Origin of the sequence: Streptomyces thermocarboxydovorans, from assembly GCF_039524635.1 — a bacterium.
GTDB classification, from domain to species: domain Bacteria; phylum Actinomycetota; class Actinomycetes; order Streptomycetales; family Streptomycetaceae; genus Streptomyces; species Streptomyces thermocarboxydovorans.
Map to the genome: position 1 here is coordinate 23,068 of NZ_BAAAGU010000026.1, position 24,520 is coordinate 47,587.

General features: G+C 72.0%; 21 protein-coding genes. 11 read left to right on the top strand and 10 right to left on the bottom strand.

The genetic code is table 11. The annotated features are described in order from the left end of the window. Positions 1 to 30: 30 nt before the first annotated feature. Positions 31 to 1,008 carry an ATPase BagA gene (bagA, locus tag ABD198_RS14035; protein WP_344000956.1) on the bottom strand — a complete coding sequence of 326 codons (978 nt, stop codon included), beginning with the start codon at positions 1,006 to 1,008 and terminating at the stop codon, positions 31 to 33. Positions 1,009 to 1,329: 321 nt separating this feature from the next. On the opposite strand from bagA, the gene sp36 reads away from it, so the two are divergent. The 4 genes from sp36 to ABD198_RS14055 all read left to right on the top strand — a co-directional run bounded on the left by sp36 (position 1,330) and on the right by ABD198_RS14055 (position 3,996). Further along, entirely contained in the window at positions 1,330 to 1,488 is a 159-nt protein-coding gene (sp36, locus tag ABD198_RS14040) for a Sp36 family protein (protein ID WP_009189813.1), read from the top strand. Further along, positions 1,485 to 1,952, top strand: a complete 468-nt coding sequence (locus ABD198_RS14045) for a RidA family protein (RefSeq protein ID WP_344000960.1) — start codon at positions 1,485 to 1,487, stop codon at positions 1,950 to 1,952. Before sp36 ends, ABD198_RS14045 begins: the two co-directional genes overlap by 4 nt. A gap of 335 nt (positions 1,953 to 2,287) precedes the next feature. Beyond that, positions 2,288 to 3,169: an NUDIX hydrolase gene (locus ABD198_RS14050; protein WP_344000962.1), complete on the top strand. Its 882-nt coding sequence runs from the start codon at positions 2,288 to 2,290 to the stop codon at positions 3,167 to 3,169. Continuing rightward, complete coding sequence (locus ABD198_RS14055; protein WP_344000964.1) at positions 3,166 to 3,996, top strand: MBL fold metallo-hydrolase; 831 nt, start codon at positions 3,166 to 3,168, stop codon at positions 3,994 to 3,996. The genes ABD198_RS14050 and ABD198_RS14055 overlap by 4 nt, the downstream gene beginning before the upstream one ends. A 114-nt stretch (positions 3,997 to 4,110) precedes the next feature. Here ABD198_RS14055 and ABD198_RS14060 read toward each other — a convergent pair whose 3' ends face one another. Further along, complete coding sequence (locus ABD198_RS14060) at positions 4,111 to 4,785, bottom strand: Crp/Fnr family transcriptional regulator (protein WP_010031945.1); 675 nt, start codon at positions 4,783 to 4,785, stop codon at positions 4,111 to 4,113. Positions 4,786 to 5,153: 368 nt separating this feature from the next. On the opposite strand from ABD198_RS14060, the gene nth reads away from it, so the two are divergent. From nth to ABD198_RS14075, 3 genes are all read left to right on the top strand, one after another. Further along, positions 5,154 to 6,263: an endonuclease III gene (nth, locus tag ABD198_RS14065; RefSeq protein WP_425580475.1), complete on the top strand. Its 1,110-nt coding sequence runs from the start codon at positions 5,154 to 5,156 to the stop codon at positions 6,261 to 6,263. A gap of 115 nt (positions 6,264 to 6,378) precedes the next feature. Beyond that, a complete protein-coding gene (locus ABD198_RS14070) occupies positions 6,379 to 7,074 on the top strand; it encodes an NUDIX hydrolase (RefSeq protein ID WP_344000967.1) in 696 nt (231 codons plus the stop codon). 48 nt (positions 7,075 to 7,122) lie between these two features. Continuing rightward, positions 7,123 to 8,322, top strand: a complete 1,200-nt coding sequence (locus tag ABD198_RS14075) for a MarP family serine protease (protein ID WP_344000969.1) — start codon at positions 7,123 to 7,125, stop codon at positions 8,320 to 8,322. Positions 8,323 to 8,390: 68 nt separating this feature from the next. Here the strand turns inward: ABD198_RS14075 and ABD198_RS14080 are convergent, their stop codons facing one another. The 6 genes from ABD198_RS14080 to ABD198_RS14105 all read right to left on the bottom strand — a co-directional run bounded on the left by ABD198_RS14080 (position 8,391) and on the right by ABD198_RS14105 (position 16,801). Beyond that, entirely contained in the window at positions 8,391 to 8,573 is a 183-nt protein-coding gene (locus tag ABD198_RS14080; protein WP_344000971.1) for a hypothetical protein, read from the bottom strand. 94 nt (positions 8,574 to 8,667) lie between these two features. Then, complete coding sequence (locus tag ABD198_RS14085; protein WP_344000973.1) at positions 8,668 to 9,615, bottom strand: alpha/beta fold hydrolase; 948 nt, start codon at positions 9,613 to 9,615, stop codon at positions 8,668 to 8,670. Then, the gene (locus tag ABD198_RS14090) at positions 9,612 to 10,109 is read right to left on the bottom strand and encodes a phage holin family protein (RefSeq protein WP_344000975.1); all 498 of its coding nucleotides are present in this window, start codon (positions 10,107 to 10,109) and stop codon (positions 9,612 to 9,614) included. Before ABD198_RS14090 ends, ABD198_RS14085 begins: the two co-directional genes overlap by 4 nt. A gap of 102 nt (positions 10,110 to 10,211) precedes the next feature. Then, positions 10,212 to 11,654 (bottom strand): Na+/H+ antiporter NhaA, encoded by a 1,443-nt coding sequence (gene nhaA, locus ABD198_RS14095; protein ID WP_344000977.1) that lies wholly within the window; start codon positions 11,652 to 11,654, stop codon positions 10,212 to 10,214. A gap of 268 nt (positions 11,655 to 11,922) precedes the next feature. Further along, complete coding sequence (acs, locus tag ABD198_RS14100) at positions 11,923 to 13,878, bottom strand: acetate--CoA ligase (RefSeq protein ID WP_344000979.1); 1,956 nt, start codon at positions 13,876 to 13,878, stop codon at positions 11,923 to 11,925. A 424-nt stretch (positions 13,879 to 14,302) separates the two neighbouring features. Continuing rightward, positions 14,303 to 16,801: a SulP family inorganic anion transporter gene (locus tag ABD198_RS14105; protein WP_344000981.1), complete on the bottom strand. Its 2,499-nt coding sequence runs from the start codon at positions 16,799 to 16,801 to the stop codon at positions 14,303 to 14,305. Positions 16,802 to 17,095: 294 nt separating this feature from the next. Here ABD198_RS14105 and ABD198_RS14110 point away from each other — a divergent pair, with 294 nt between their 5' ends. Continuing rightward, complete coding sequence (locus tag ABD198_RS14110; RefSeq protein ID WP_344000983.1) at positions 17,096 to 18,337, top strand: polysaccharide deacetylase family protein; 1,242 nt, start codon at positions 17,096 to 17,098, stop codon at positions 18,335 to 18,337. Positions 18,338 to 18,407: 70 nt separating this feature from the next. Here the strand turns inward: ABD198_RS14110 and ABD198_RS14115 are convergent, their stop codons facing one another. Further along, positions 18,408 to 19,442: an ATP-binding protein gene (locus ABD198_RS14115; protein WP_344000986.1), complete on the bottom strand. Its 1,035-nt coding sequence runs from the start codon at positions 19,440 to 19,442 to the stop codon at positions 18,408 to 18,410. A gap of 101 nt (positions 19,443 to 19,543) precedes the next feature. Between ABD198_RS14115 and ABD198_RS14120 the strand changes: the two genes are divergently transcribed. Continuing rightward, positions 19,544 to 20,368 (top strand): Fic family protein, encoded by an 825-nt coding sequence (locus ABD198_RS14120; RefSeq protein ID WP_344000988.1) that lies wholly within the window; start codon positions 19,544 to 19,546, stop codon positions 20,366 to 20,368. 377 nt (positions 20,369 to 20,745) lie between these two features. On the opposite strand, the gene ABD198_RS14125 is transcribed toward ABD198_RS14120, so the two are convergent. After that, positions 20,746 to 21,579 carry an HAD family hydrolase gene (locus ABD198_RS14125; RefSeq protein ID WP_344000990.1) on the bottom strand — a complete coding sequence of 278 codons (834 nt, stop codon included), beginning with the start codon at positions 21,577 to 21,579 and terminating at the stop codon, positions 20,746 to 20,748. Positions 21,580 to 22,163: 584 nt separating this feature from the next. Between ABD198_RS14125 and ssd the strand changes: the two genes are divergently transcribed. Beyond that, positions 22,164 to 23,270, top strand: a complete 1,107-nt coding sequence (ssd, locus tag ABD198_RS14130) for a septum site-determining protein Ssd (RefSeq protein ID WP_344000992.1) — start codon at positions 22,164 to 22,166, stop codon at positions 23,268 to 23,270. After that, a complete protein-coding gene (locus tag ABD198_RS14135) occupies positions 23,267 to 24,511 on the top strand; it encodes a TadA family conjugal transfer-associated ATPase (protein WP_344000994.1) in 1,245 nt (414 codons plus the stop codon). Before ssd ends, ABD198_RS14135 begins: the two co-directional genes overlap by 4 nt. Positions 24,512 to 24,520: the final 9 nt, after the last annotated feature.

Below are 24,520 nucleotides of genomic sequence, written 5' to 3' on the forward strand. Positions count from 1 at the left end.
CGGCGCGGGGGAGGCGCGGCTCGCGACGGTTCACGAGACGCCCTGTCCGCGCAGCTCGCGGGCCATCTGGTAGAGGGCCGCGAGGTCCAGGCCGTCCGCGTACAGCGGCAGTTCGTGCAGCGGCAGGCCGAGGTCCTCCAGCACGGCGCGCTGCTCCGCCTCCAGCGCGTGCCGCTCGGCGTACTCCCGCGCCTGCTCGAGCAAGGGGTCCACCAGCCGCTCGGCGTGTCCGCCGCGCCGCGCGCCGCCGAGGCCGGCCGATGACAGTGCCCGTGCGACGGAGGAACGCTCGACGGTCCCGAGGAGTTCCAGGTCGGCCGGGTCCAGCAGGGCCGGCCGCACCATGTTCACGATCACCCGGCCGACCGGCAGCCGGGCCGCGCGTAGCTCGGCGATGCCGTCCGCGGTCTCCTGGACCGGCATCTCCTCCAGCAGCGTCACCAGGTGCACCGCCGTCTCCGGCGACTTCAGCACCCGCATCACGGCCTGCGCCTGATTGTGTATCGGGCCGATCTTGGCGAGCCCGGCGACCTCGTCGTTCACGTTGAGGAAGCGGGTGATGCGCCCGGTCGGCGGGGCGTCCATCACGACGTAGTCGTAGACGAACCGCCCGCTGCGCTCCTTGCGCCGCACCGCCTCGCACGCCTTGCCGGTCAGCAGCACGTCCCTCAGGCCGGGGGCGATGGTGGTGGCGAAGTCGATGGCGCCGAGCTTCTTCAGCGCGCGACCGGCGCCGCCCATCTTGTAGAACATCTGGAGGTAGTCCAGAAGGGCCAGTTCGGGGTCGATGGCGAGGGCGTACACCTCGCCTCCGCCCGGAGCGACGGCGATCTTCCGCTCCTCGTAGGGCAACGCCTCCGTCTCGAAGAGCTGTGCGATGCCCTGGCGGCCCTCGACCTCGACGAGAAGCGTCCGCTTCCCCTCCGTGGCCAGGGCCAGCGCGAGGGCCGCGGCCACCGTGGTCTTGCCGGTTCCGCCCTTGCCACTGACGACCTGGAGCCTGCTCACGTCTTCGAGCCTAAATGCTCGGTGTGCGCCCCGGCGGCTCCGGGGCGAGTTCCGCGGACATGTCACCGGGCGGGACGAGGACCGGCCCGTGGCCGGAACTGGTCAGCGGGCTGGTCGGAGGTGGCCACCGGGCTGGTCGGAGGTGGCCGGAGTGTCTGGCCGGAGGCTGCCCGAGTGCCTGGCCGGATGCGGCCGGAACGTCCGGCCGGAGGCTGCCCGAGTGCCTGGCCGGATGCGGCCGGAACGTCCGGCCGGAGGCTGCCCGGTGCCGAGCCGGATGCCGTCGCCTCCGCGCCGGTGCGTGCGGCTAGAGTCGGCCCCATGACCAAGTGGGAATACGCGACTGTGCCGCTGCTCGTCCATGCCACGAAGCAGATCCTGGACACCTGGGGCGAGGACGGCTGGGAACTCGTCCAGGTCGTGCCCGGGCCGAACCCGGAGCAGCTGGTGGCCTACCTGAAGCGCGAGAAGCAGGCATGAGCGCCGTCGAGACGAAGCTCGCCGAGCTGGGTCTGAGCCTGCCGGAGGTCGTCCCGCCGCTGGCGGCGTACCAGCCGGCCGTGCAGTCGGGTCCGTACATCTACACCGCGGGCCAGCTGCCCATGGCGGACGGCAAGCTGCCGGTCACCGGCAAGGTCGGTGCGGAGGTCACCGCGGAGGAGGCCAAGGAGCTGGCGCGCACCTGTGCGCTGAACGCCCTCGCCGCGGTCAAGTCCGTCGCCGGTGACCTGGACCGGATCGCGCGCGTGGTCAAGGTGGTCGGCTTCGTCGCCTCCGCCCCCGACTTCACCGGCCAGCCGGGCGTCCTCAACGGCGCGAGCGAGCTGCTCGGCGAGGTCCTCGGCGACAAGGGCGTGCACGCGCGCAGCGCGGTGGGCGTCGCGGTGCTTCCGCTGGACGCGCCGGTCGAGGTCGAGATCCAGGTGGAGCTGACGCAGGCGTAGCGGCGGGCCCGTCCGGGTCCGTCCGGCCCGTCCGTGCGGGGCGGGGCATCGTCACCGCCTGCCCGCCCGGCGGCCGGGGGCTCGCCGCGTCCCGCGCTCGCTGAAGGGCGAGGGCTCAGGCGCGTGCCCGATTGAGCGCCGGGCGCGGGCGGCGCGGACCCCAGGCGATGGCGCCCCGTGGCGGGGTGCACCCTTCTCCGGGCCTTGCGCCACAGCGTCACTGGGCCCCACGCCCTCCCCTCGGCTCCCGCAATCACGGCCCCGCACCCCCTCCTCCACCGCCAGCGGAGCGCCCGGCACTCGAACATCCGGGCGTCAGCAGATAGCCTCCGGCCATGGCGAATGTGCAGGCTGATGGCCAGTGGTACCCGCCGGAGTGGCCGGATCGGATCCGGGCGCTCGCCAGTGGGACGCTCACGCCGGTCGCGCCGAAGCGGGCGGCCACCGTGATGCTGCTCAAGGACACCCCGGACGGCCCTGTCGTGCACATGCTGCGCCGCCGTACGTCCATGGCCTTCGCCGGCGGCGCCTACGCCTACCCCGGCGGCGGTGTGGACCCGCGCGACGACGAGCGGCACATCCGCTGGGCGGGACCCTCGCGCACCTGGTGGGCGGAGCGGCTCGGCGTCGACGAGACGGGCGCCCAGGCGATCGTCTGCGCCGCCGTGCGCGAGACGTACGAGGAGGCCGGGGTCCTGCTCGCGGGGCCGACGGCCGACACGGTGGTGGGCGACACCACCGGCGACGACTGGGAGGCCGACCGGGCGGCGCTGGTCGCCCGCGAGGTCTCCTTCGCGGAGTTCCTCGACCGGCGCGGGCTGGTCCTGCGCTCCGACCTGCTCGGCGCCTGGACGCGCTGGATCACCCCGGAGTTCGAGCCGCGCCGCTACGACACCTGGTTCTTCGTGGCCGCGCTTCCGGAGGGCCAGCGCACCCGGAACGTCTCCACCGAGGCCGACCGCACGGTCTGGATCGCGCCGCGCGAGGCGGCCGCCGCCTACGACAGGGGCGAGCTGCTGATGATGCCGCCGACCATCGCGACCCTGCGCCAGCTGATGCCGTACAGCAGCGCGGCCGAGGCGCTCGAAGCGGCGCCCGCCCGGGATCTCACGCCGGTGCTGGCCACCGCGCGCCTGGTGGACGGCCAGATCGTGCTCTCCTGGCCGGGGCACGACGAGTTCACCAAGCACATACCGACCGGGGGAGCCTCCGCATGACGAACGCCAGCCCCCTGCCGGGCCGGCCACGGGGCCGGGTCGTCTCCGGCCCCGCGACCCCGCGCGCGGTGAACGTCCTGGCGCCCAACCCCTCGGCGATGACCCTGGACGGCACGAACACCTGGATCCTGTCCGAGCCGGACTCCGCCCTCGCGGTGGTCGTCGACCCGGGTCCGCTGGATGAAGGTCACCTGCGCCGGGTCGTCGCCACGGCCGAGGAGGCCGGCAAGCGCATCGCCCTCACCCTGCTGACGCACGGTCACCCCGACCATGCGGAGGGCGCGGGCAGGTTCGCCGAGCTGACCGGCACCAAGGTGCGCGCCCTGGACCCCGCGCTGCGGCTGGGCGACGAGGGGCTGGCCGCCGGGGACGTGATCAGCGTCGGCGGGCTGGAGCTGCGGGTCGTGCCGACGCCGGGGCACACCGAGGACTCCCTCTGCTTCCACCTGCCGGCCGACCAGGCCGTCCTGACCGGCGACACCATCCTGGGGCGCGGCACCACCGTGGTGGCCCACCCGGACGGCCGCCTCGGGGACTATCTGGACAGCCTGCGCCGCCTGCGCTCGCTCACGGTCGACGACGGCGTGCACACCGTCCTGCCCGGTCACGGGCCCGTCCTGGAGGACGCGCAGGGCGCCGTCGAGTACTACCTCGCCCACCGCGCCCACCGCCTCGCCCAGGTCGAGACGGCCGTCGAGGACGGTTACCGCACGCCCGCCGAGGTGGTCGCCCATGTCTACGCGGACGTGGACCGCTCCCTGTGGCCGGCCGCGGAGCTGTCCGTGCGCGCCCAGCTGGAGTACCTGCGGGAGCACGGGCTGATCTGAACGCCCGAACGGCAGATCCCGGCCCCGGCGGCCCTGGAACACGGCCGAGCCCCGCCTCCCATAGGCATACCGGGGGCGGGGCTCAGGCGTACGACGTACGAAAAGGGGCCGGCGTCAGCGGGAGCGCTTCGCCAGGCGCTCCACGTCCAGGAGGATCACCGCGCGGGCCTCCAGGCGCAGCCAGCCGCGCTGGGCGAAGTCCGCCAGGGCCTTGTTGACCGTCTCGCGGGAGGCGCCGACCAGCTGGGCCAGCTCCTCCTGGGTCAGGTCGTGCACCACGTGGATGCCCTCCTCGGACTGCACGCCGAAGCGGCGCGACAGGTCCAGCAGGGCGCGGGCGACACGGCCCGGGACGTCCGAGAAGACCAGGTCGGACATGGCGTCGTTGGTCTTGCGCAGGCGGCGCGCGACGGCCCGCAGCAGGGCCGTGGCGACCTCGGGGCGGGCGTTGAGCCAGGGCTGGAGGTCGCCGTGGCCGAGGCCCAGCAGCTTGACCTCGGTCAGCGCGGTGGCCGTGGCCGTGCGCGGGCCCGGGTCGAAGAGCGACAGCTCGCCGATGAGTTCGCCGGGGCCGACGACGGCGAGCATGTTCTCGCGGCCGTCGGGGGAGGTGCGGTGCAGCTTGACCTTGCCCTCGGTGACCACGTAGAGCCGGTCTCCGGGGTCGCCCTCATGGAACAGGGAGTCGCCCCGTGCCAGGGTCACCTCACTCATGGAGGCGCGAAGCTCCGCGGCCTGCTCGTCATCGAGCGCCGCAAAGAGCGGGTTCCGCCGCAGAACGTCGTCCACGAGTTATCTCCTTGTCGACCTGCTCAGGGGATCTTGCTCCCCCACGTACCAGGGGACCGTGGTGTCCATTTTGCCTGACGGTCCAAACAGTGTGATCTGTCACAAGGATGCCGCACCGCCCCGGCGGGGTACGCGGCAGGGGTCCAATTGGGCGCCGATCTTCCGGGGCCGGGGCGGATGTCGGTGCCGGGCCGTAGGCTGGCCGGGTGTCCAAATCGCCGGTGAGAGCACAGGCAGAGGGGGCTGCGCGGGTGGCGGTACGTCGCGATTCCGCTGTGGGCGAACAGAGCCCCGATGGCGGTAGGGAAACGACGAATGCGGCAGAGAAGGCCGCCTCCAAGCGGGCGGCGCCTGCCGGGGAGGCGGCTGTGAAGAAGACTGCGGCCAAGAAGGCGGCCGAGGAGGCGACGGCGGCGGAGAGGGCCGCCGTGAAGGCCGCGCCTGCCAAGAAGGCGACCGCGAAGAAGGCTGCCGCCGAGAAGGCCGCGTCGGCTGCGAAGACCCCGTCGGCGAATAAGGCCCCGGCCCCCAAGAAGGCGGCCGCGAAGAAGACAGCCGCCGAGGAGACGACCTCCGCGAAGGCACCCGCCAAGAAGTCCGCCGTCAAGAAGGCCCCCGCCGCCAAGAAACCCCTCGTGGCGCCCAAGAAGGCCACCGCCGCCGTCAAGGCCGCGCCCGCGAAGACCGTCGTCCATCCGGGCAAGGGTGAGTCCCGCACCGCGCTGGTGCGCCGCGCGCGCCGGATCAACCGCGAGCTCGCCGAGGTGTACCCGTACGCCCACCCGGAGCTGGACTTCGAGAACCCCTTCCAACTGCTGGTCGCCACCGTCCTGTCGGCCCAGACCACGGACCTGCGCGTCAACCAGACGACCCCGGCCCTCTTCGCGAAGTACCCCACCCCGGAGGACCTGGCCGCCGCCAATCCGGAGGAGGTGGAGGAGATCCTCCGCCCGTGCGGCTTCTTCCGTGCCAAGACCCGCTCGGTGATGGGCCTTTCCAAGGCGCTGGTGGAGAAGTTCGGCGGCGAGGTCCCCGACCGCCTGGAGGACCTGGTCACCCTGCCCGGCGTCGGCCGCAAGACCGCCTTCGTGGTGCTGGGCAACGCCTTCGGCCGGCCCGGCATCACCGTGGACACCCACTTCCAGCGCCTGGTGCGCCGCTGGAAGTGGACGGACGAGACCGACCCCGACAAGATCGAGGCGGCCGTCGGCGCGCTGTTCCCCAAGAGCGAGTGGACCGATCTGTCGCACCACGTGATCTGGCACGGCCGCCGCATCTGCCACGCCCGCAAGCCCGCCTGCGGCGCCTGCCCCATCGCCGCGCTCTGCCCCTCGTACGGCGAGGGCGAGACGGACCCGGAGAAGGCGAAGAAGCTGCTGAAGTACGAGAAGGCCGGCCTGCCGGGCCAGCGCCTGAAGCCCCCGCAGGCCTACCTGGACGCGGGCGGCCGCCCCGCTCCTCCGCTGGGGGCCGGATGAGGGCAGGCAGCGGGTGCCCCTGGGGAGGGCGGGCCGCGGAACGATCTCGGGGCCCCGGGGCGTTGCACCCGCAGGACCAGACACGCTTCTGCGGGCCGGGACGAGTGGGGTGGCGATGACGCGGGCGAGCAACACCCGGGGCGGGCCGGTGACGATCACCAAGGAGGGCCTGCCCGAGTGGCTGGACCCGGTGGTGCGGGCGGCGGAGACGGTCGCTCCGCGTCAGTTGAGCCGCTTCCTGCCGCCGGAGAACGGCACGGGCCGCCAATCGGCCGTGCTCATTCTGTTCGGCGAGGGCGAGCGGGGCCCCGAGCTGCTGCTGATGGAGCGGGCCGGCTCGCTGCGCTCGCACGCCGGGCAGCCGTCCTTCCCGGGCGGGGCGCTCGACCCGGAGGACGGTGATCCGCTCGGTGAGGGGCCGCTGCGGGCCGCGCTGCGCGAGGCCGAGGAGGAGACCGGGCTCGATCCGTCCGGCGTCCAGCTCTTCGGCGTGCTGCCGAAGCTCTACATCCCGGTGAGCGGCTTCGTGGTCACCCCGGTGCTGGGCTGGTGGCGGGAGCCCAGCCCGGTCGGCGTGGTGGACCCGAACGAGACGGCCCGGGTCTTCACCGTCCCGATCGAGGATCTGACCGACCCGGCCAACCGTGCGACCACGGTCCATCCCAGCGGCCACCAGGGGCCGGCGTTCCTGGTGGAGTCGGCCCTGGTGTGGGGCTTCACCGCGGGGGTCATCGACCGTCTGCTGCACTTCGCCGGATGGGAGCGCCCCTGGAACCGCGACCGGCGGGTCCCCCTGGACTGGCGGTCATGACAGGGTGGGCGCCGGAGCGAGGCGAATGACGAGGCGAGGCTTGAAGCGTTGAACGTGCTGGACATCCTGTTGCTGGTCGCCGCTGCGTGGTTCGCGGTGGTCGGCTACCGCCAGGGCTTCGTCGTCGGCATCCTTTCGGTGATCGGGTTCCTGGGCGGCGGTCTCGCCGCCGTGTATGTGCTGCCCGTGATCTGGGACGCCCTCACGGACAACGCCGAGGTCGGCACCACCGCCGCCGTGGTCGCGGTCGTCGTGGTGATCGTGTGCGCTTCCGTCGGACAGGCGCTGACCACGCACCTCGGCAACAAGCTGCGCCGCTACATCTCCTGGTCCCCGGCCCGGGCGCTCGACGCGACGGGCGGCGCCCTGGTGAACGTGGTGGCGATGCTGCTGGTCGCCTGGCTGATCGGCTCGGCGCTCGCCGGTACGACGCTGACGGGGCTGGGCAAGGAGGTGCGCAGCTCCAAGGTGCTGCTCGGGGTGTCCCGGGTGCTGCCGGACCGCGCCGACACCTGGTTCGCCGACTTCTCCTCCATCCTCGCCCAGAACGGCTTCCCGCAGGTCTTCAGCCCGTTCGCCAGCGAGCCGATCAACGACGTCCAGCCCCCGGACCCGGCGCTGGCCAGCAGCCCGGTGGCCGCCCGCGCCCAGCGTTCCATCGTCAAGGTGATGGGCACCGCCGAGAGCTGCGGCAAGGTGCTGGAGGGCACCGGCTTCGTCTTCGCCGACCGCCGGGTGATGACCAACGCGCACGTGGTGGGCGGCGTCGACGAACCGACCGTGCAGATCGGGGGCGTGGGCCGCAGGTACGACGCCACGGTCGTGCTCTACGACTGGGAGCGCGACATCGCGGTGCTCGACGTCCCCGACATGAAGGCCCCGGCGCTGCGGTTCTCGTCGAGGGACGCGAGCAGCGGGGACAGCGCGATCGTCGCCGGCTTCCCGGAGAACGGCGCGTACGACGTGCGCTCGGCGCGCGTGCGCGGCCGCATCACGGCCAACGGCGCGGACATCTACCACCGCGGCACGGTCCGGCGCGATGTGTACTCCCTGTTCGCCAACGTCCGGCAGGGCAACTCCGGCGGCCCGCTGCTGACCCCCGACGGCGAGGTCTACGGCGTGGTCTTCGCCAAGTCCCGCGACGACGCCGAGACCGGGTACGCGCTCACCGTGGACGAGATCCAGGAGGACATCGTCAAGGGCAGTGCCGCCAACCGCGAGGTGGACAGCGACAGCTGCGCACTGTGAGTCGGCCGCGCGCTGTGGGCGCACGGCGGCCGGTCGGTTGCGGCGTGCCGGTAACGGGCGGGCGGCGGTCAGCCCTTGGGGTGGCGCAGGCGTACGGAGACCCAGCGGGCCCGGCGACGGAGGATGCGCGGGATTCCCACCCTGAGGTTCGTACCTGCCATCTGCGGTGCACCGCCTCGCTGGTGGGTACCGATACCGCCCGCCGAGCGGCGATTGCGGCTTGCGTCACTGTAGTCGTGCGTCCAGCCCATACCCCGACGTCTGCCCCCGCCCCAAGGTCGATAACCGCCTGACGGGTGCCCAATTGGCTTATGCGCGGGGCAAGTACGGGCAGCGTCCGATCGGTTACCGATCCGGCTCGGGATCCTTCAGCCAGTTGATCAGTTCTGTGGAGAAAGTGACCGGATCCTCCTCGTGGGGGAAGTGTCCGAGTCCGTCGAACAGCCGCCAGCGGTAGGGCGCCTCCACGTACTGTCCGGAGCCGGCCGCGCTGCGGGTGCGGATCACCGGGTCGAGCGAGCCGTGCAGATGCAGGGTGGGCACGCGGACCGGGCGCTTCATCCGCCGGTTGAACTGGAAGCCGTCGGGGCGGGCCAGCGAGCGCACCAGCCAGCGGTAGGGCTCGATGGCGCAGTGGGCCGTGGAGGGGATGCACATGGCCCGCCGGTAGACCTCCAGGGCCTTCTCGTCCGGCAGGCTCGGCCCCGACCAGTCCTGGATGAGCCGGGCGACCAGGGCCCCGTCGTCCGCGGTGAGCCGCCGCTCGGGGATCCAGGGCCGCTGGAACCCCCAGATGTGGGAGAGCGCGGCCGACTGCCGCACGTCGGCGAGCATCGCCGCGCGCCAGCGCCGCGGGTGCGGCATGGACACGACCGCGAGCCGCCGCACCAGCTTGGGGCGCATCGCCGCCGCCGTCCACGCGAGGTATCCGCCCAGGTCGTGGCCGACCACCGCGGCGTCCGGCTCGCCCAGGGAGCGGATCACCCCGGTGAGGTCCAGGGCGAGGTTGGCCGGGTCGTAGCCGCGGGGTGTGCGGTCGCTGCCGCCCACGCCCCGCATGTCCATGGCGACAGCCCGGAACCCGGCATCGGCCAGCGCGGTGAGCTGGTGCCGCCAGGTCCACCAGAACTGCGGGAAGCCGTGCAGCAGCAGCACCAGCGGTCCGTCACCCACTTCCGCGATGTGGAAACGGGCGCCATTGGCGGCGACATCCCGGTGGGTGACCTCGGCGCCGGGGACGTCGAGGCGTACGACCGAGGCGCTCTGCGCCGGGAAAGGAGCTGGGTCCATCATGAGGACGAGCGTGCCACAGCCTCGATGGCCTCCGGAGCCCGGTCCTGCGGCAGTTCCTTGCGCTGCGGGCGCGGGTGCGGCTTGGCGTTCTGCAGCACGCCCGCCGTCTCCTTCACCGACGCGGCGACCTTCTGCGGTCCGCGGCCCTGCTTGGTCTTCTTGGCGAAGACCACGCCGATCAGCCCGAGCAGGCCCGCGATCAGCACGTTCGCCGCGAACGACAGCAGGAAGCAGACCGCGAGGTTCCAGCCGCTCCAGGTGCGGATGCCGTACGCCAGGGCGAAGTTGAGCATCGGCAGGGAGAACAGCAGCAGGACACCGGCCGCCATGAAGGCGCCGCCGCTGGTCGCGCCCCGCTTGACGTCCTGCCTGAGCTGCGCCTTCGCCAGCGCGATCTCGTCGTGCACCAGCGCCGACATCTCTGCCGTCGCGGTGGCGAACAGCTGTCCGATGCTGCGTTCGGCGCCGACCGGGCTGCCGTCGGGTGCGCTCATCGCGGTCTCCCTCTTCTGCCGACCGAGGTGCTGGCTCGTCTGCCGGCTCGTCTGCGTGCGGTTGTGACTTCTTCCGTCCCGCTTTTGTACCGTCTCGTCAGATCATGCCCGACGGTCCCCGTCCTCGCCTGCCTCGCCCGCCACTTCGGCAAGCCGCTCCCGTTCGGCGGCCTTCTCCTCGGCGAGCCGCCGGTGCTCGGCGGCCTTTCGCTCCAGGATCTCGGCCATGCGCAGGTGGTACTCCGGGTCGTCCGCCTCGTAGACGTCCGGGACGCCGTCGTGGTCCTCGTCGCGCTCCTCCTCCTCGGCGAGCCTGCGATAGGTGGCGTTGCGCAGCTTCAGCAGCACCGACGCCAGCAGGGTCGCCAGCAGCGAGCCGGTCAGGACGGCGGCCTTGACGCCGTCCGTCATCGCCGGATCCTCCTCGAAGGCGAGCTCGCCGATGAGCAGCGACACGGTGAAGCCGATCCCGGCGAGCACGGCCAGCGCGAACACGTCCGACCAGGCCAGGTCGTCGCTGAGCGAGGCCCGGGTGAAGCGGGCCGTCAGCCAGGTGCCGCCGAAGATGCCCACGGTCTTGCCGACGACCAGACCGAGCACCACGCCCAGCGTCTCCGGGGTGGTGAACACCTTCCCGATCGCCTCGCCCGAGACGGCGACACCCGCGCTGAACAGCGCGAACAGCGGCACGGCCAGCCCCGCCGACAGCGGTCGCACCCGGTGCTCGATGCGCTCACCCGGCGAGTGCTCCTCGCCCTCGCGGCGGTGGCAGCGCAGCATCAGGCCCATGGCGACACCGGCGATGGTGGCGTGGATGCCGCTGTTGTACATCAGCGCCCAGATCACCACCGCGAGCGGCACGTACACGTACCAGCCGCGCACCCCCGTGCGCAGCAGCAGCCAGAACACGACCAGGCCGGCCAGCGCGCCGCCGAGCGCCGGGAAGTTCAGGGAATCGGTGAAGAACACCGCGATGATCAGGATGGCGAAGAGATCGTCGACGACGGCCAGGGTGAGCAGGAAGGCCCGCAGGGCACTCGGCAGGGAGGTGCCGATGACGGCGAGCACGGCGAGCGCGAAGGCGATGTCGGTCGCCGTGGGCACCGCCCAGCCGGCCAGCGACCCGCCGCCGGCGCCCGCGGTGATCGTGTAGACCACGGCCGGAGCCGCCATGCCGCAGAGTGCGGCGACGACCGGCAGCGCGGCTGCCCGCGGGTCGCGCAGATCACCGGCGACCAGCTCGCGCTTCAGCTCGATCCCGGCCACGAAGAAGAAGACGGCGAGCAGCCCGTCGGCCGCCCAGTGCGCCACCGACAGATTCAGCCCCAGTGCTTCGGGGCCGAGGTGGAAGTGGCTGACGCTCTTGTAGCTGTCGTGCAGGGCGGGGACGTTCGCCCAGATCAGCGCGGCGACGGCGGCGAGCAGCAGCAGGACGCCGCCGACGGTCTCGGTGCGCAGCGCGTCCGCGACGAAGTTCCGCTCGGGCAGCGAGAGCAGCCCGAAGACCTTCCGCGAGGAGGAGGGGGTGCGGGACGGTGCGGACACGGCGGGGACCTCCGGTCGGGGGACAGCACGGAACACATGCCGACCAGACTTCCCGGCGCACCATGACGATCTTGAACGTTGTCCTACGCGCTCTCGAGCTTACCCGTGGACGTCGCACTGCGTGCGGGGCGGGGCGTCCGCCCGCACGAGGGGGACGACGAGCACGACGAGGACGACGAACGCCACGAGGACGAGCGAGGGCACCCGGCGTAAGGAACGCGCCGGGTGCCCTCGCTGTCCGTCCTGCTCAGTCCTGTAGCCGGGTGGCTCAGTCCTCGCTGGGTGCCTGCGGCAGCTTCGCCTGGATGAGGTCCATGACGGTGCTGTCGGTCAGGGTGGTGACGTCACCCAGCTGGCGGTTCTCCGCCACGTCGCGCAGCAGCCGGCGCATGATCTTGCCGGAGCGGGTCTTGGGCAGCTCCGCGACCGGCAGGATGCGCTTGGGCTTGGCGATCGGGCCGAGCGTGGCGCCGACGTGGTTGCGCAGCTCGGCGACCAGGTCCTCGGTCTCGGCCGCGGTGCCGCGCAGGATCACGAAGGCGACGATCGCCTGACCGGTGGTCTCGTCGCTCGCGCCGACCACGGCCGCCTCGGCGACCGACGGGTGGGAGACCAGCGCGGACTCCACCTCGGTGGTGGAGATGTTGTGTCCGGAGACCAGCATCACGTCGTCGACCCGGCCGAGCAGCCAGATGTCGCCGTCGTCGTCCTTCTTGGCGCCGTCACCGGCGAAGTACTTGCCCTCGAAGCGGGACCAGTAGGTGTCGATGAACCGCTGGTCGTCGCCCCAGATGGTGCGCAGCATCGACGGCCACGGCTCGGTGAGGACCAGGTAGCCACCGCCGCCGTTGGGCACCGGGTTCGCCTCGTCGTCGACGACGGTCGCGGAGATGCCGGGCAGCGGGCGCTGCGCGGACCCCGGCTTGGCCTCGGTGACGCCGGGCAGCGGCGAGATCATCATGGCGCCGGTCTCGGTCTGCCACCAGGTGTCCACCACCGGCGTGCGGTCCGCGCCGATGTTCTTGCGGTACCAGATCCACGCCTCGGGGTTGATCGGCTCACCGACGGAGCCCAGCACGCGCAGGCTGCTGAGGTCGAACTTCGCGGGGATGTCGTCGCCCCACTTCATGAACGTCCGGATCGCGGTCGGCGCGGTGTAGAGGATGGTCACGCCGTACTTCTGCACGATCTCCCAGAAGCGGCCCTGGTGCGGGGTGTCGGGCGTGCCCTCGTACATGACCTGCGTGGCGCCGTTGGCCAGCGGGCCGTAGACGATGTACGAGTGCCCGGTGACCCAGCCGACGTCGGCCGTGCACCAGTAGACGTCGGTCTCCGGCTTGAGGTCGAAGACCGCCCAGTGCGTGTATGCCGTCTGGGTGAGGTAGCCGCCGGAGGTGTGCAGGATGCCCTTCGGCTTACCCGTGGTGCCCGAGGTGTAGAGGATGAACAGCGGGTGCTCCGCCTCGAACGCCTCCGGCGTGTGCTCGGTGCTCTGACGGTCGACCAGGTCGTGCCACCACACGTCGCGGCCCTCGGTCCAGGCGACCTCCTGGCCGGTGCGGCGGACGACGAGGACGTGCTCGACCCGGTCCACCCGGCTGATGGCCTCGTCCACGGCCGGCTTGAGCGCGGAGGGCTTGCCGCGCCGGTAGCCGCCGTCGGCGGTGATCACGACGCGCGCGTCGGCGTCCTCGATCCGGGTGGCGAGCGCGTCCGCCGAGAAGCCGCCGAAGACCACCGAGTGGGCGGCGCCGATGCGGGCGCAGGCCAGCATCGCGATGGCGGTCTCCGGGATCATCGGCATGTAGACGGCGACCCGGTCGCCCTTGCGGACCCCCAGCTCCAGCAGGGCGTTGGCGGCCTTGGAGACCTCGTCCTTGAGCTGGGCGTAGGTGATGGCGCGGCTGTCGCCGGGCTCGCCCTCGAAGTGGATGGCGACCCGGTCGCCGTGGCCGGCCTCCACATGCCGGTCGACGCAGTTGTAGGCGACGTTGAGCTCGCCGTCCTTGAACCACTTGGCGAACGGCGGGTTCGACCAGTCGAGGGTCTCGGTGGGCTCCTTGGCCCAGGTCAGTCGGCGGGCCTGCTCGGCCCAGAAACCGAGCCTGTCAGCCTTGGCCTGTTCGTACGCCTCAGCCGTGACGTTGGCGTTCGCGGCCAGGTCAGCGGGCGGCGCGAAGCGACGCTCCTCCCTCAAAAGGTTGGCCAGGCTCTCATTGCTCACGGCATCTGCCTTTCCCAGGGTGTCCGTTCAGGGTGTCCGTTGTGTCCCAGGCCACAGCTCATCAGACGCGAGGGTGCGCTGACAAGGGTCGACGGCACATTGGTTTAGACCTGTCCGGGTGTGCGGCCTGCTTGCTGTGCTCCGGTCACGCGGCTCGGACCGGTGTGCCCGGTCATCCCTTCCCACGTGCGGCGGAGCAAGCCGGTTCAAGGGGTGTAACGCCCCTCACACCGGACGGTCGGGACGGACACCCGGACGGACGCCCTCCGCGGCCCCGAGGGTCACACCCGGACGGGCCGGGCGGTCACGCCCGAAGGGGCCGGGCGGACGCGTTCGGAGGGGCCGGGCGGACGCGTTCGGAGGGGCCGGGCGGACGCGTTCGGAGGGGCCCGGCGGACGCGTTCGGAGGGGCCCGGCGGGCCACTCACACCGCCAGGTCCACCTCGCGCACCCGCTCGAACACCGGCTCCCGGTCCGCCCCGGTGAGCAGGTACGTCTGCGCCTCGCCCACGTGGAAGTACAGCCCGTGCAGCTCCAGCCTCCCGGCCTCGAGGGCGCGGGCCACGGACTCGTGGGCGCGCAGATGCTCCAGCTGCTGGACCACATTGGCCAGACAGAGCCGCTCCACCGCGTCCGCCGCGGCTCTCCCCGCCAGTCGAGCCGGGGGCGCGCTCGCGTCGTCCATGCGCTCCAGGCTGGGCCGCCCGTGCCGCAGCCACCGTCCGAGCGGAGTGCCGTCGCCGGACGCCGCGGAGCCCAGCAGCGCCTGCATCGCGCCGCACCCCGAGTGCCCGCAGACCGTGATGGAACGCACGGCCAGCACGTCCACCGCGTACTCGATGGCCGCGGCCACCGAGTCGTCACCGCTCTCCTCTCCGGGCGCGGGCACCAGGTTGCCGACATTGCGCACCACGAACAGGTCGCCCGGACCACTGGAGGTGATCATCGAGGTGACCAGCCGGGAGTCGGCGCAGGTCAGGAACAGCTGGGTGGGCCGCTGCCCCTCACGCGCCAGCCGGGCCAGCTCCTCGCGGACCAGCGGGGCGGTGTTGCGCTGGAACGCGCTGATGCCGCGCACGAGTTGCAGCCCTCCGATGCCGGGTGATGTGGCGTCACCGGCGCCGGAAACGTGGGCGAGTGCGGGTGGGGTGCCGGCGGGTGCGGGCGCGGTGCCGTCCGCGGCGGGGGTGAACTTGTCGTCGGATGCGCTCCTCTCGTCTGGCGGCGGGTTCACCGCCGGTGGGCGTTCGCACTGGTGGTTGCGCCAGGGCGTCCAGGGGCGGCAGCGGCAGTCGGTGCCGGAGGGGGCGCGTCCGGCGGCACCGTTCCGTGCGGCCGCGCCGCGGGCGGGATCGGCGGCGAGGACGGCGGGTTCGGCGATGCGGACGCCGGGCCGGCGGCCGGTGATCCGCACGGTGCCCCCGCGTGCGGTGTGGGTCTGCTGCCAGTCCTGCAGCGTCTCGAAGGCGGCGTGGTCCATGAACGACCCGTCCAACGCCACGACGGCGTCCGCCCCTTGAGGCACCAGATGCAGGGCACGGCTGAGCCGCGGCACCGCGAGGAACGTCAACTGGCCTCTGACATGGACGTGATGGACTCCTCCCTCCTCCTCGTGCCTGATACGGGTGCGGGTCAGCCGGTGCAGGGCGACACCGACGGCCACGGCGATGCCCAGCGCCACGCCCTCCAGGACGCCCAGGCAGATCACGCCGAGGGTGGTGACGGCGTAGACCAGGGCCTCCCGGTGGCGGGTCACCGTGCGGATGTGGTGCAGGGACACCATCCGGATGCCGATGGCCATCACCAGGGCGGCGAGCGAGGCGAGCGGGATGAGCTCCAGGAGCGGGACCATCAGCAGCGCGGCGATCACTACGAGAACGCCGTGCAGCATCGTGGAGTTCCGGCTCACCGCACCCGCCCGGACATTGGCTGCGGTGCGCACGGCGACCCCGGTCACGGGCAGTCCGCCCAGCGAGCCGGAGACGATGTTCGCGGCTCCCTGGCCGAGCAGTTCGCGGTCCAGGTCGGAGCGCTTGACCGGGACGGGGCCAGGGCGGGTGGCGAGCAGTTTGTCCGCCGCGACGGCGCTCAGCAGCGACTCCACGCTGCACACCAGCGTGGTGGTGAGCACGGCCGCGATCAGCCCGAGCACCGGCCCGTCGGGCAGCCCGGCCAGGGCGTGGCTGCTCCAGGACGGCAGGTGAACCTGGGGCAGCGCCAGACCGGCGAGCGCGGCGACGGCGGTGGCGCCGGCGACGGCGACGAGCGCGCCCGGGACCTTGCGCAGCCGGTCTCCCGCACGGCCGGGGATTCTCGGCCACAGGAGCAGCACCGCCAGGGTCAGCACGCTCACGGACACCGCGTCGGGGCGCAGCTGCGTCAACTGGGCGGGCAGGACACGGAGGTTGTCGGGGACGGAGCTCTGCGGGGTGCCGCCCAGGGCGATGTGCAGCTGGGCGACGGCGATGGTGACGCCGATTCCGGCGAGCATGCCGTGCACGATCGCGGGGCTGACGGCGAGGGCGGTACGGGCCACCCGCAGGCTGCCGAGGGCGAGTTGGACGAGACCGGCGAGGACGGTGACGGCGCAGGTGGTGCGCCAGCCGTAGTGCTGGATGAGGTCGGCGGTGACCACCGTGAGTCCGGCAGCGGGGCCGCTGACCTGCAGCGGAGAGCCGCCGAGGCGTCCGGCGACCAGTCCGCCGACGGCCGCGGCGACCAGACCGGCCTGGAGCGGGGCGCCCGTGGCGAGGGCGATGCCGAGGGACAGGGGGAGGGCGATCAGGAAGACCGTGATCGAGGCTGAGAGATCGCTGCCCGCGATGCGGAAGCGCCGGCGGCCCGGCGGGGGCGGGCTGTGCGGGGGGTGGGTGCGCTCGGTGGGCTTCGAGCCTCGGGCATGGGCGGGGACACAGGCGGACATGGTCCCGTCTCCTCGGGGTGTGGAATCGCGGACGGCGGGATGCACCAGCTGGGGACAAGGGCAGAGAGAACAACCGAACTGAACGAACTGCTGGCTTCAACAATCAGTAAACGACTCGCAATTCAGGGTAAAGACCAAACCTAGACTTTCATGGCAAATGGATCAACGAATCCCTCTGTCGGGTGAAGTGGTCATTTCATCGGCTTGTCGTATTAATTCCTTCTCCCTTCCGTGCGAGCTTGGCGGAGATCGCCCTCAGCAGGGTTGGCCCGAGAGAAGGAAGAAGGTGGACGGATGGCCGCCACCCGGAAAATCGCCGCGGGCACTGTGATGGCCGCGGTCGGCGCAGCCTCCTTCGCCGGCTGCGGCTCCGACTCCCAGAGCAAGGCGAAGCCCGCCCCGGCGCCGAAGAACGTGGTCCGGCTGATCGGCGACGGCTCCACCGCCTACACCGGTGCGCAGCCGCATCTGCCCCGGCCCAAGAGGCTCGAGCCGGGCGAGAAACCACCCCAGTTCGTGGTGTTCTCCTGGGATGGAGCGGGCGAGGACAGCCAGAAGCTGTTCTCCCACTTCCGCAAGGTCGCCCGGGAGAACAACGCGACCATGACGTACTTCCTGAGCGGTGTGTACATGCTCCCGGAGGACAAGCGCGATCTGTACCGGCCGCCGCAGCACTCCCCGGGCCGCTCCGACATCGGCTTCAACGACCGCCAGGGCATCGCCGACACCGTCAAGCAGCTCCGGCTGGCGTGGCTGGAGGGCAATGAGATCGGCACCCACTTCAACGGGCACTTCTGCGGCGAAGGCGGCGTCGGCGAGTGGTCGGTGGCGGAGTGGAAGGACGAGATCGCCCAGGCGAAACGGTTCGTCAAGACCTGGAAGACCAACACCGGCATGACGGACGCCTCGCCGCTGCCCTTCGACTACGACAAGGAGCTGATCGGCGCCCGGACCCCGTGCCTGGAGGGGCAGAAGAACTTCAGGAAGGCGGCCCGCGACCTGGGCCTGCGCTATGACACCAGCGGCGTCAACAACCAGGTCTGGCCGAAGAAGCGGAAGGGCCTGTGGGACCTGTCGATGCAGCTGGTTCCGTTCCCCGGCCACAGCTACGAGCAGCTGACCATGGACTACAACTTCATGGTCAACCAGTCGGGCACCAACACCCAGGGCGACCCCGGCAAGCACAAGCTGTGGGGCGACCAGATGCGTGACGGCCTGCTGCAGGGCTTCGAGCGCGCCTACCACGGCAACCGCGCACCGCTGATCATCGGCAACCACTTCGAGTCCTGGAACGGCGGCACCTATATGCGGGCCGTCGAGGAGGTCATCGAGACGGTGTGCAACAAGTCCGACGTGCGCTGTGTCTCCTTCCGGCAGCTGGTGGACTGGCTGGACGCCCAGGACCCGAAGGTGCTGAAGAAGCTGCGCACGCTGGACGTCGGCGAGGTTCCGGAGAAGGGCTGGAAGTCCTTCCTCAAGGCCGGCCCCGCCCCGGCGCCCAAGGGCGTGCCCGGGGCGCCGGCGGCGAAGGACTGACGAGGGGCGCGGGGGCGAAGGGCTGAGGTTGGGGGGGTGGGGGTGAACGACCGACGCGTCGGCGCGGTCGTCACGCGCCGGCGGGGACTCCCGCGCCCGCCCCTGCCTCCGCGCCCGCGCCCGCCCCCGCTCCCGCGCTCTCGCTCTCGCCGAGCACGAAACCGGGGTCGACCTGCGCGGCCAGGTCGATTCCGGTGCGCTCGTTGCCCCAGGAGCGGGCGTTCTTGAGGTGGAAGTGCACCATCTGGCGGGTGTAGCGCTCCCAGTCGCGCAGCTCGTACGTGGCGTCGGCGGCCGCGTGCAGCCGGCGCAGGGCCTCGCGGTTGGGCTCCTCCAGGAGACGGAAGCGGGGCGGCCGGCCCTTCTCCATGGCCCGGACCCAGTCCGAGTGGCCCACCGTCACCAGCAGGTCCTCTCCGACCTCGTCGCGGAGGAAGGCGAGGTCGTCCGGGCCCTGCACCTTGTTGCCGGCGACCTTCAGGGTGACGCCGTAGTCCTGGGCGTACTCCTTGTACTGGCGATAGACGGAGACCCCCTTCCGGGTCGGCTCGGCCACCAGGAACGTGATGTCGAAGCGGGTGAACATGCCGGAGGCGAAGGAGTCCGAGCCCGCCGTCATGTCGACCACGACGTACTCGCCGGGGCCGTCCACCAGGTGGTTCAGGAACAGCTCCACCGCTCCGGTCTTGGAGTGGTAGCAGGCGACCCCCAGGTCGGCGTCCGTGAAGGGGCCGGTGACCATCAAACGGGCGGCGCCGCCGTCGAGTTCCACCGGGCGGGCGCAGGCCTCGTAGACCGGGTTGTCCTCGCAGACCCGCAGCAGCCGAGAGCCCTCGCCGGGCGGGGTCGTCTTGATCATCGTCTCGGCGGAGGCGATGCGCGGGTTGGCGCCGCGCAGATAGTTCTTGATCAGGGGGAGGTGCTCGCCCATCGCGGGCAGCTGAGCCGCCTCCGTCTCGTCGAGGCCCAGTGCGGCGCCCAGGTGCTGGTTGATGTCGGCGTCGACCGCGACGACCGGGGCGCCCTCGGCCGTCAGATGGCGGATGAACAGGGAGGACAGGGTGGTCTTGCCGCTGCCGCCCTTCCCGACGAAAGCAATTTTCATGTTCACCAAGCGTAGTGCGGTGATGACTGCAGGTGGCAGGCGGGCGTGAAGAAGACCACTCCATCGTGGGGTGGGCGCGCGGGGTGCGTAGGGTCGTACTCATGAGTACGACAGGCGCGTCCGCCGACCCGCTCGCCGCCCTGGCTTCCCTGCCCGGCGTGGCCGACTCCGTGGAGTCCGTGCGCAAGGCCGTCGACCGGGTCTACGGGCACCGGGTCATGCGGCGGCGCAGCAACGAGATCACCTCCGAGGCGGCGCTGCGCGGCGCCCGTGGCTCGGCGGCGCTGGCCGGCGCCGACTGGGCGCTGGAGGAGGTGCGCCGGCGCACCGACTTCAGCGGTGACGACGAGGCGCGCACCATGGGCGCGGCGCTGCGGCTGACCGCCGAGGCGGGGCAGCTGCTGTCCATCTGGCGCCAGTCGCCCCTGCGGGTGCTGGCCCGGCTGCATCTGGTGGCCGCCGCGGACAAGGCGGAGCAGGTCGGCCGCCCGCGCAAGGAGGGCGAGCCGGTCGACGAGCCGCTGCTCACGCTCGAGCTGCCCGGCGCTGCGGAGATGCACGGGCGGCTGGACGGGCTGGCCGAGGTGATCATCGCGGGCGGTTCCGCTCCGGCGCTGGTGACGGCCGCGATCGTGCACGGGGAGCTGCTCGCGCTGCGGCCCTTCGTCTCGCACAACGGCCTGGTCGCGCGCGCCGCGGAACGTATCGTGCTGGTCGGCAGCGGACTCGACCCAAAGTCGGTCTGCCCGGCCGAGGTGGGGTACGCGGAGCTGGGCCGTGAGGCGTATCTGTCCGCGCTGGAGGGCTATGTCTCCGGGACGCCCGAGGGTGTGGCCGCCTGGATCGCGCACTGCGGCCGGGCGGTCGAGCTCGGTGCGCGCGAGTCGACGGCTGTCTGCGAGGCGCTGCAGCGCGGCGCGGCCTGAATCGGCCCGACTGCGCCGGGCGTAGAGCCTCCCGGCACCGCGACCTGAGCGCCGAGTGCACGGGCCCTGGCACACCAATGCGGCGGTACGAGGACTCGTACCGCCGCTGGCATGTCCACCGGGTTACCAAGCGTCCTCGAATAATTGCCCATCAGGTCGGGGACTTTGCCCGTCACCTGATGCGGCTGGCCCGTAATCGACGGGTCGACGTCGCGTGGGTGCCCGGTTTCCATGCTCGGTCCGTGGGGCCAATTGCGTTCCGAAGGTGATCCTTTCGGATTCCCTTGGTCTCGCGGGCCGTTAATTCCTTTGTACTCCAGGACCGAAGCCAACGGAAGGGTTGGCTCTGCTTCTTTACTTTTAGGTTCAAAGAGGAGCTAAACGGACGCGGGCCGGCGCCGGCTGGCGTACCAGACCAGACCGGCGGTGGCCGCGGCGGCTCCGACGGCGACGGCCGCGATCAGGGCGGGCCTGGCCGGCACGGAGAGCGCGGGCAGGCGCTGCTTGAGCCGCACGGGCCGGTGGAAGTCGAGAATCGGCCACTCGCGGGCGACCGCCTCGCGCCGCAGCGCGCGGTCGGGGTTCACGGCGTGCGGGTGGCCCACCGCCTCCAGCATCGGCAGGTCGGTCGCCGAGTCGCTGTAGGCGTAGCAGCGGGCCAGGTCGTACCCCTCGGACTCGGCCAGCTCGCGGATCGCCTCGGCCTTCGTCGGGCCGTAGGCGTAGTACTCCACCTCGCCGGTGAAGCAGCCGTCGTCGCCCACGACCATGCGGGTGGCGACGACCCGGTCCGCGCCCAGCAGCTCGCCGATCGGCTCCACCACCTCGGCGCCCGAGGTGGACACGATCACCACGTCCCGGCCCGCGGCGTGGTGCTCCTCGATGAGGGTGGCGGCCTCGTCGTAGATGATCGGGTCGATCAGGTCGTGCAGTGTCTCGGCCACGATCTCCTTGACCTGCTGGACGTTCCAGCCACGGCACAACGCGGACAGGTACTTGCGCATCCGCTCCATCTGGTCGTGATCCGCGCCTCCCGCGAGGAAGACGAACTGGGCATAGGCGGTGCGCAGCACAGCCCTGCGGTTGATCAGGCCGCCTTGGTAGAAGGACTTGCTGAACGTGAGCGTGCTCGACTTCGCAATGACCGTCTTGTCCAGGTCAAAGAAGACGGCTGTGCGCGGCAAGGAGTGGTTTTCCACGCTCCTGAGCATAGGCGCACCTCATTCGGCGTAAGGTAGGGCGCGTGGGTTTGCCTGAGAGGGCTCTCGGGTACACCATGGAAGTCACGGATCGTTCGCGCGACCGTGTCTAACCCGGCCCGACTCCTCCCCCCCCGAGTCGGCCGTGGGGACGACCCCCGCTCTCCCCCCCGGCGGGGGTCGTCGCATGTCCGGGTGGGTTTTCTCGCTCTCATGATGGCCCTGATGGTGGCCGGGTGCCCGCTGCAGGCCCTGTGTTGGCATGTGCACGACCTGTTACTGTGGGTAATTTTCAGGCTGCGCTGCGGATCCGGTCCGGAACATGAGCCGCACTCACCTGTGCGGGTGAAGGCGATATTCACAACGGCGGACTTGTCCACAGTTTTCAACCAAGATCCCCTTCCATTTCCCGATCCCTGCACCGTGATTCCTGCGCGCCCCGCTCGCGGCGAGTTCTCTGCCCGTTCCGTTTGCCGGGGTCGCGTTTGGCCGGTTTCTGTCGGCCGTCCATAAGACGGCCCTTGCCGGTTCTTCACAGGTTTGGGAATCGCGGGGCCGCAGGGGCTGCGCGAGACACGCAGCGAAGGGGGACGAACATGACCGGAACCGTCACACACGATCCGCCGCCCGCCGCCGGAGGCGGCCGCCAGAGCGGACCGCTGATCGTCACCGAGGACGCACAGCTCCTCGACGATCTGCTGCGCCTGTGCGCGGCGGCCGGCGCCACACCGGAGGTCCACCACGGCGTCCCCGAACCGAGGGGCAGCTGGGAGGCCGCGCCCCTGGTGCTCGTCGGCGACGACGCCGCACGGCGCGTGCGCGGGGCCGCCCGCCGTCGCGGCGTGGTGCTGGTCGGCCGCGATCAGGACGACTCCGGGGTCTGGCGGCGCGCCGTGGAGATCGGCGCCGACCATGTGCTCATGCTGCCCGACGGCGAGCAGTGGCTGGTCGACCGCATCGCCGACGTGGCCGAGGGCGTCGGACGGCCCGCCCTGACCGTCGGGGTCATCGGCGGCCGGGGCGGGGCCGGCGCCTCCACCCTGGCCTGCGCGCTCGCCGTCACCTCCGCCCGGGAGGGGCTGCGCACCCTTCTCGTGGATGCGGATCCGTTGGGCGGCGGCCTCGACGTGGTCCTCGGCGGCGAGACGGCACAGGGGCTGCGCTGGCCCGCGTTCGCCGCCTCACGGGGCCGGGTCGGCGGTGCGGCGCTGGAGGCCTCGCTGCCGGAACTGCACTCGCTGCGGGTGCTCAGCTGGGACCGCGGGGACTGCGTGGCCGTCCCGCCGCAGGCCGTGCGTGCGGTGCTGGCGGCCGCGCGGCGCGGCGGTGGCACGGTCGTGGCCGACCTGCCGCGCCGCGTCGACGAGGCGGTGGCCGAGGTCCTGGCCCAGCTCGACATCGGGCTCCTGGTGGTCCCGGCCGAACTGCGCGCCGTCGCCGCGGCCAAACGGGTGTCCTCCGCCGTGCGCATGGTGCTGCGCGATCTGCGCGTGGCCGTGCGCGGGCCCTACGCACCCGGTCTCGACGACCACGAGGTGGCCCGTCTGCTCGACCTGCCGCTCGCGGGCGACGTGCCGGTCGAACCCGCCCTGCAGCGCGCCCACCAGCCGGCCCGGCCGCCCGCGGCCTCCGGGCGGGGACCGCTGGCCCACTTCTGCAAGGAGTTCTGGGAGCGGGCCCTGGTGGAGGCGAGGACGGCATGAGGACCACGATCACTACGACCACATCGCCTCCGGTCGGACCCGCTCGGCCCGACAGCCAGCGCGACGGCCAGCCCGATGGCCTGCCCGAGGGACTGCTGGACGAGGTGCGGCGCCGGCTGGCGGAGAGCGGGGCCGAGCCGACGCCAGCCCGGGTGGCGCAGGCCCTGCGCGAGCAGGGGCGGGTGCTCGGCGACGCGGAGGTCCTCCGGGCGGCCGAGCGACTGCGGTCCGAACTGGTCGGCAGCGGCCCGCTGGAGCCGCTGCTCGCCGACCCGGCGGTGACCGACGTCCTGGTGTCGGCCCCTGACCGGGTCTGGGTGGACCGAGGCCGCGGTCTGGAACTGACCGGCATCCGCTTCCCGGACGCGCCGGCCGTGCGCCGACTCGCCCAGCGGCTCGCCGCCGTCGCCGGCCGCCGCCTGGACGACGCCCGCCCCTGGGTGGACGCCAGGCTCCCCGACGGGACCCGGCTGCACGCGGTACTGCCGCCCGTGGCCGTCGGCAGCGCCTGCCTGTCCCTGCGTGTCGTGCGGCCCCGCGCCTTCACCCTCGACGAGCTGACGGCGGCGGGCACCGTGCCACCGGGCGGTGACCGGGTGCTGCGGGCACTGATGGACGCCCGCCTGTCCTTCCTGGTCAGCGGTGGCACAGGCAGCGGCAAGACGACCCTGCTCAGCGCGCTGCTGGGGCTGGTCGGGCCGGACGAGCGCATCGTCCTGGCCGAGGACTCGGCGGAGCTCCGGCCCGACCACCCGCACGTGGTGCGCCTGGAGACCCGGCCCGCGAACCAGGAGGGCGCCGGGCTGGTGACTCTGGAGGACCTCGTGCGCCAGGCGCTGCGGATGCGCCCGGACCGGCTGGTCGTCGGCGAGGTGCGCGGCTCGGAGGTCGTCCACCTGCTGGCCGCCCTGAACACGGGCCATGAAGGCGGTATGTGCACTGTTCACGCCAATGCGGCCGCCGATGTACCGGCCCGCCTGGAGGCGCTGGGCACGGCCGCCGGGCTCGACCGCCTCGCGCTGCACAGCCAGCTGGCCGCCGCCGTGTCAGTGGTGCTGCACCTTGTCAGGGACCGGGCCGGGCGGCGGCGCATCGCCGAGGTGCACGTGCTGGAGCGCGACCCGTCCGGCCTGGTGCGGACGGTACCGGCGCTGCGCTGGGGAGCCGGAGGCTTCGTCCAGGAGCCCGGGTGGGAGCGGCTCCGGCGGCTGCTGCGGGACCGGAGCGGGGGTGGCCGGTGAACGCGGTCA

What these genes read in the sequence shown, in the direction of transcription:
- sp36 (WP_009189813.1), top strand. Translation starts at nt 1,330, where the DNA reads ATGACCAAGTGGGAATACGCGACTGTGCCGCTGCTCGTCCATGCCACG.
- ABD198_RS14045 (WP_344000960.1), top strand. Translation starts at nt 1,485, where the DNA reads ATGAGCGCCGTCGAGACGAAGCTCGCCGAGCTGGGTCTGAGCCTGCCG.
- ABD198_RS14050 (WP_344000962.1), top strand. Translation starts at nt 2,288, where the DNA reads ATGGCGAATGTGCAGGCTGATGGCCAGTGGTACCCGCCGGAGTGGCCG.
- ABD198_RS14055 (WP_344000964.1), top strand. Translation starts at nt 3,166, where the DNA reads ATGACGAACGCCAGCCCCCTGCCGGGCCGGCCACGGGGCCGGGTCGTC.
- ABD198_RS14070 (WP_344000967.1), top strand. Translation starts at nt 6,379, where the DNA reads ATGACGCGGGCGAGCAACACCCGGGGCGGGCCGGTGACGATCACCAAG.
- ABD198_RS14080 (WP_344000971.1), bottom strand. Translation starts at nt 8,573, where the DNA reads ATGGGCTGGACGCACGACTACAGTGACGCAAGCCGCAATCGCCGCTCG.
- ABD198_RS14085 (WP_344000973.1), bottom strand. Translation starts at nt 9,615, where the DNA reads ATGATGGACCCAGCTCCTTTCCCGGCGCAGAGCGCCTCGGTCGTACGC.
- ABD198_RS14090 (WP_344000975.1), bottom strand. Translation starts at nt 10,109, where the DNA reads ATGAGCGCACCCGACGGCAGCCCGGTCGGCGCCGAACGCAGCATCGGA.
- ABD198_RS14105 (WP_344000981.1), bottom strand. Translation starts at nt 16,801, where the DNA reads ATGTCCGCCTGTGTCCCCGCCCATGCCCGAGGCTCGAAGCCCACCGAG.
- ABD198_RS14110 (WP_344000983.1), top strand. Translation starts at nt 17,096, where the DNA reads ATGGCCGCCACCCGGAAAATCGCCGCGGGCACTGTGATGGCCGCGGTC.
- ABD198_RS14115 (WP_344000986.1), bottom strand. Translation starts at nt 19,442, where the DNA reads ATGAAAATTGCTTTCGTCGGGAAGGGCGGCAGCGGCAAGACCACCCTG.
- ABD198_RS14120 (WP_344000988.1), top strand. Translation starts at nt 19,544, where the DNA reads ATGAGTACGACAGGCGCGTCCGCCGACCCGCTCGCCGCCCTGGCTTCC.
- ABD198_RS14125 (WP_344000990.1), bottom strand. Translation starts at nt 21,579, where the DNA reads ATGCTCAGGAGCGTGGAAAACCACTCCTTGCCGCGCACAGCCGTCTTC.
- ssd (WP_344000992.1), top strand. Translation starts at nt 22,164, where the DNA reads ATGACCGGAACCGTCACACACGATCCGCCGCCCGCCGCCGGAGGCGGC.
- ABD198_RS14135 (WP_344000994.1), top strand. Translation starts at nt 23,267, where the DNA reads ATGAGGACCACGATCACTACGACCACATCGCCTCCGGTCGGACCCGCT.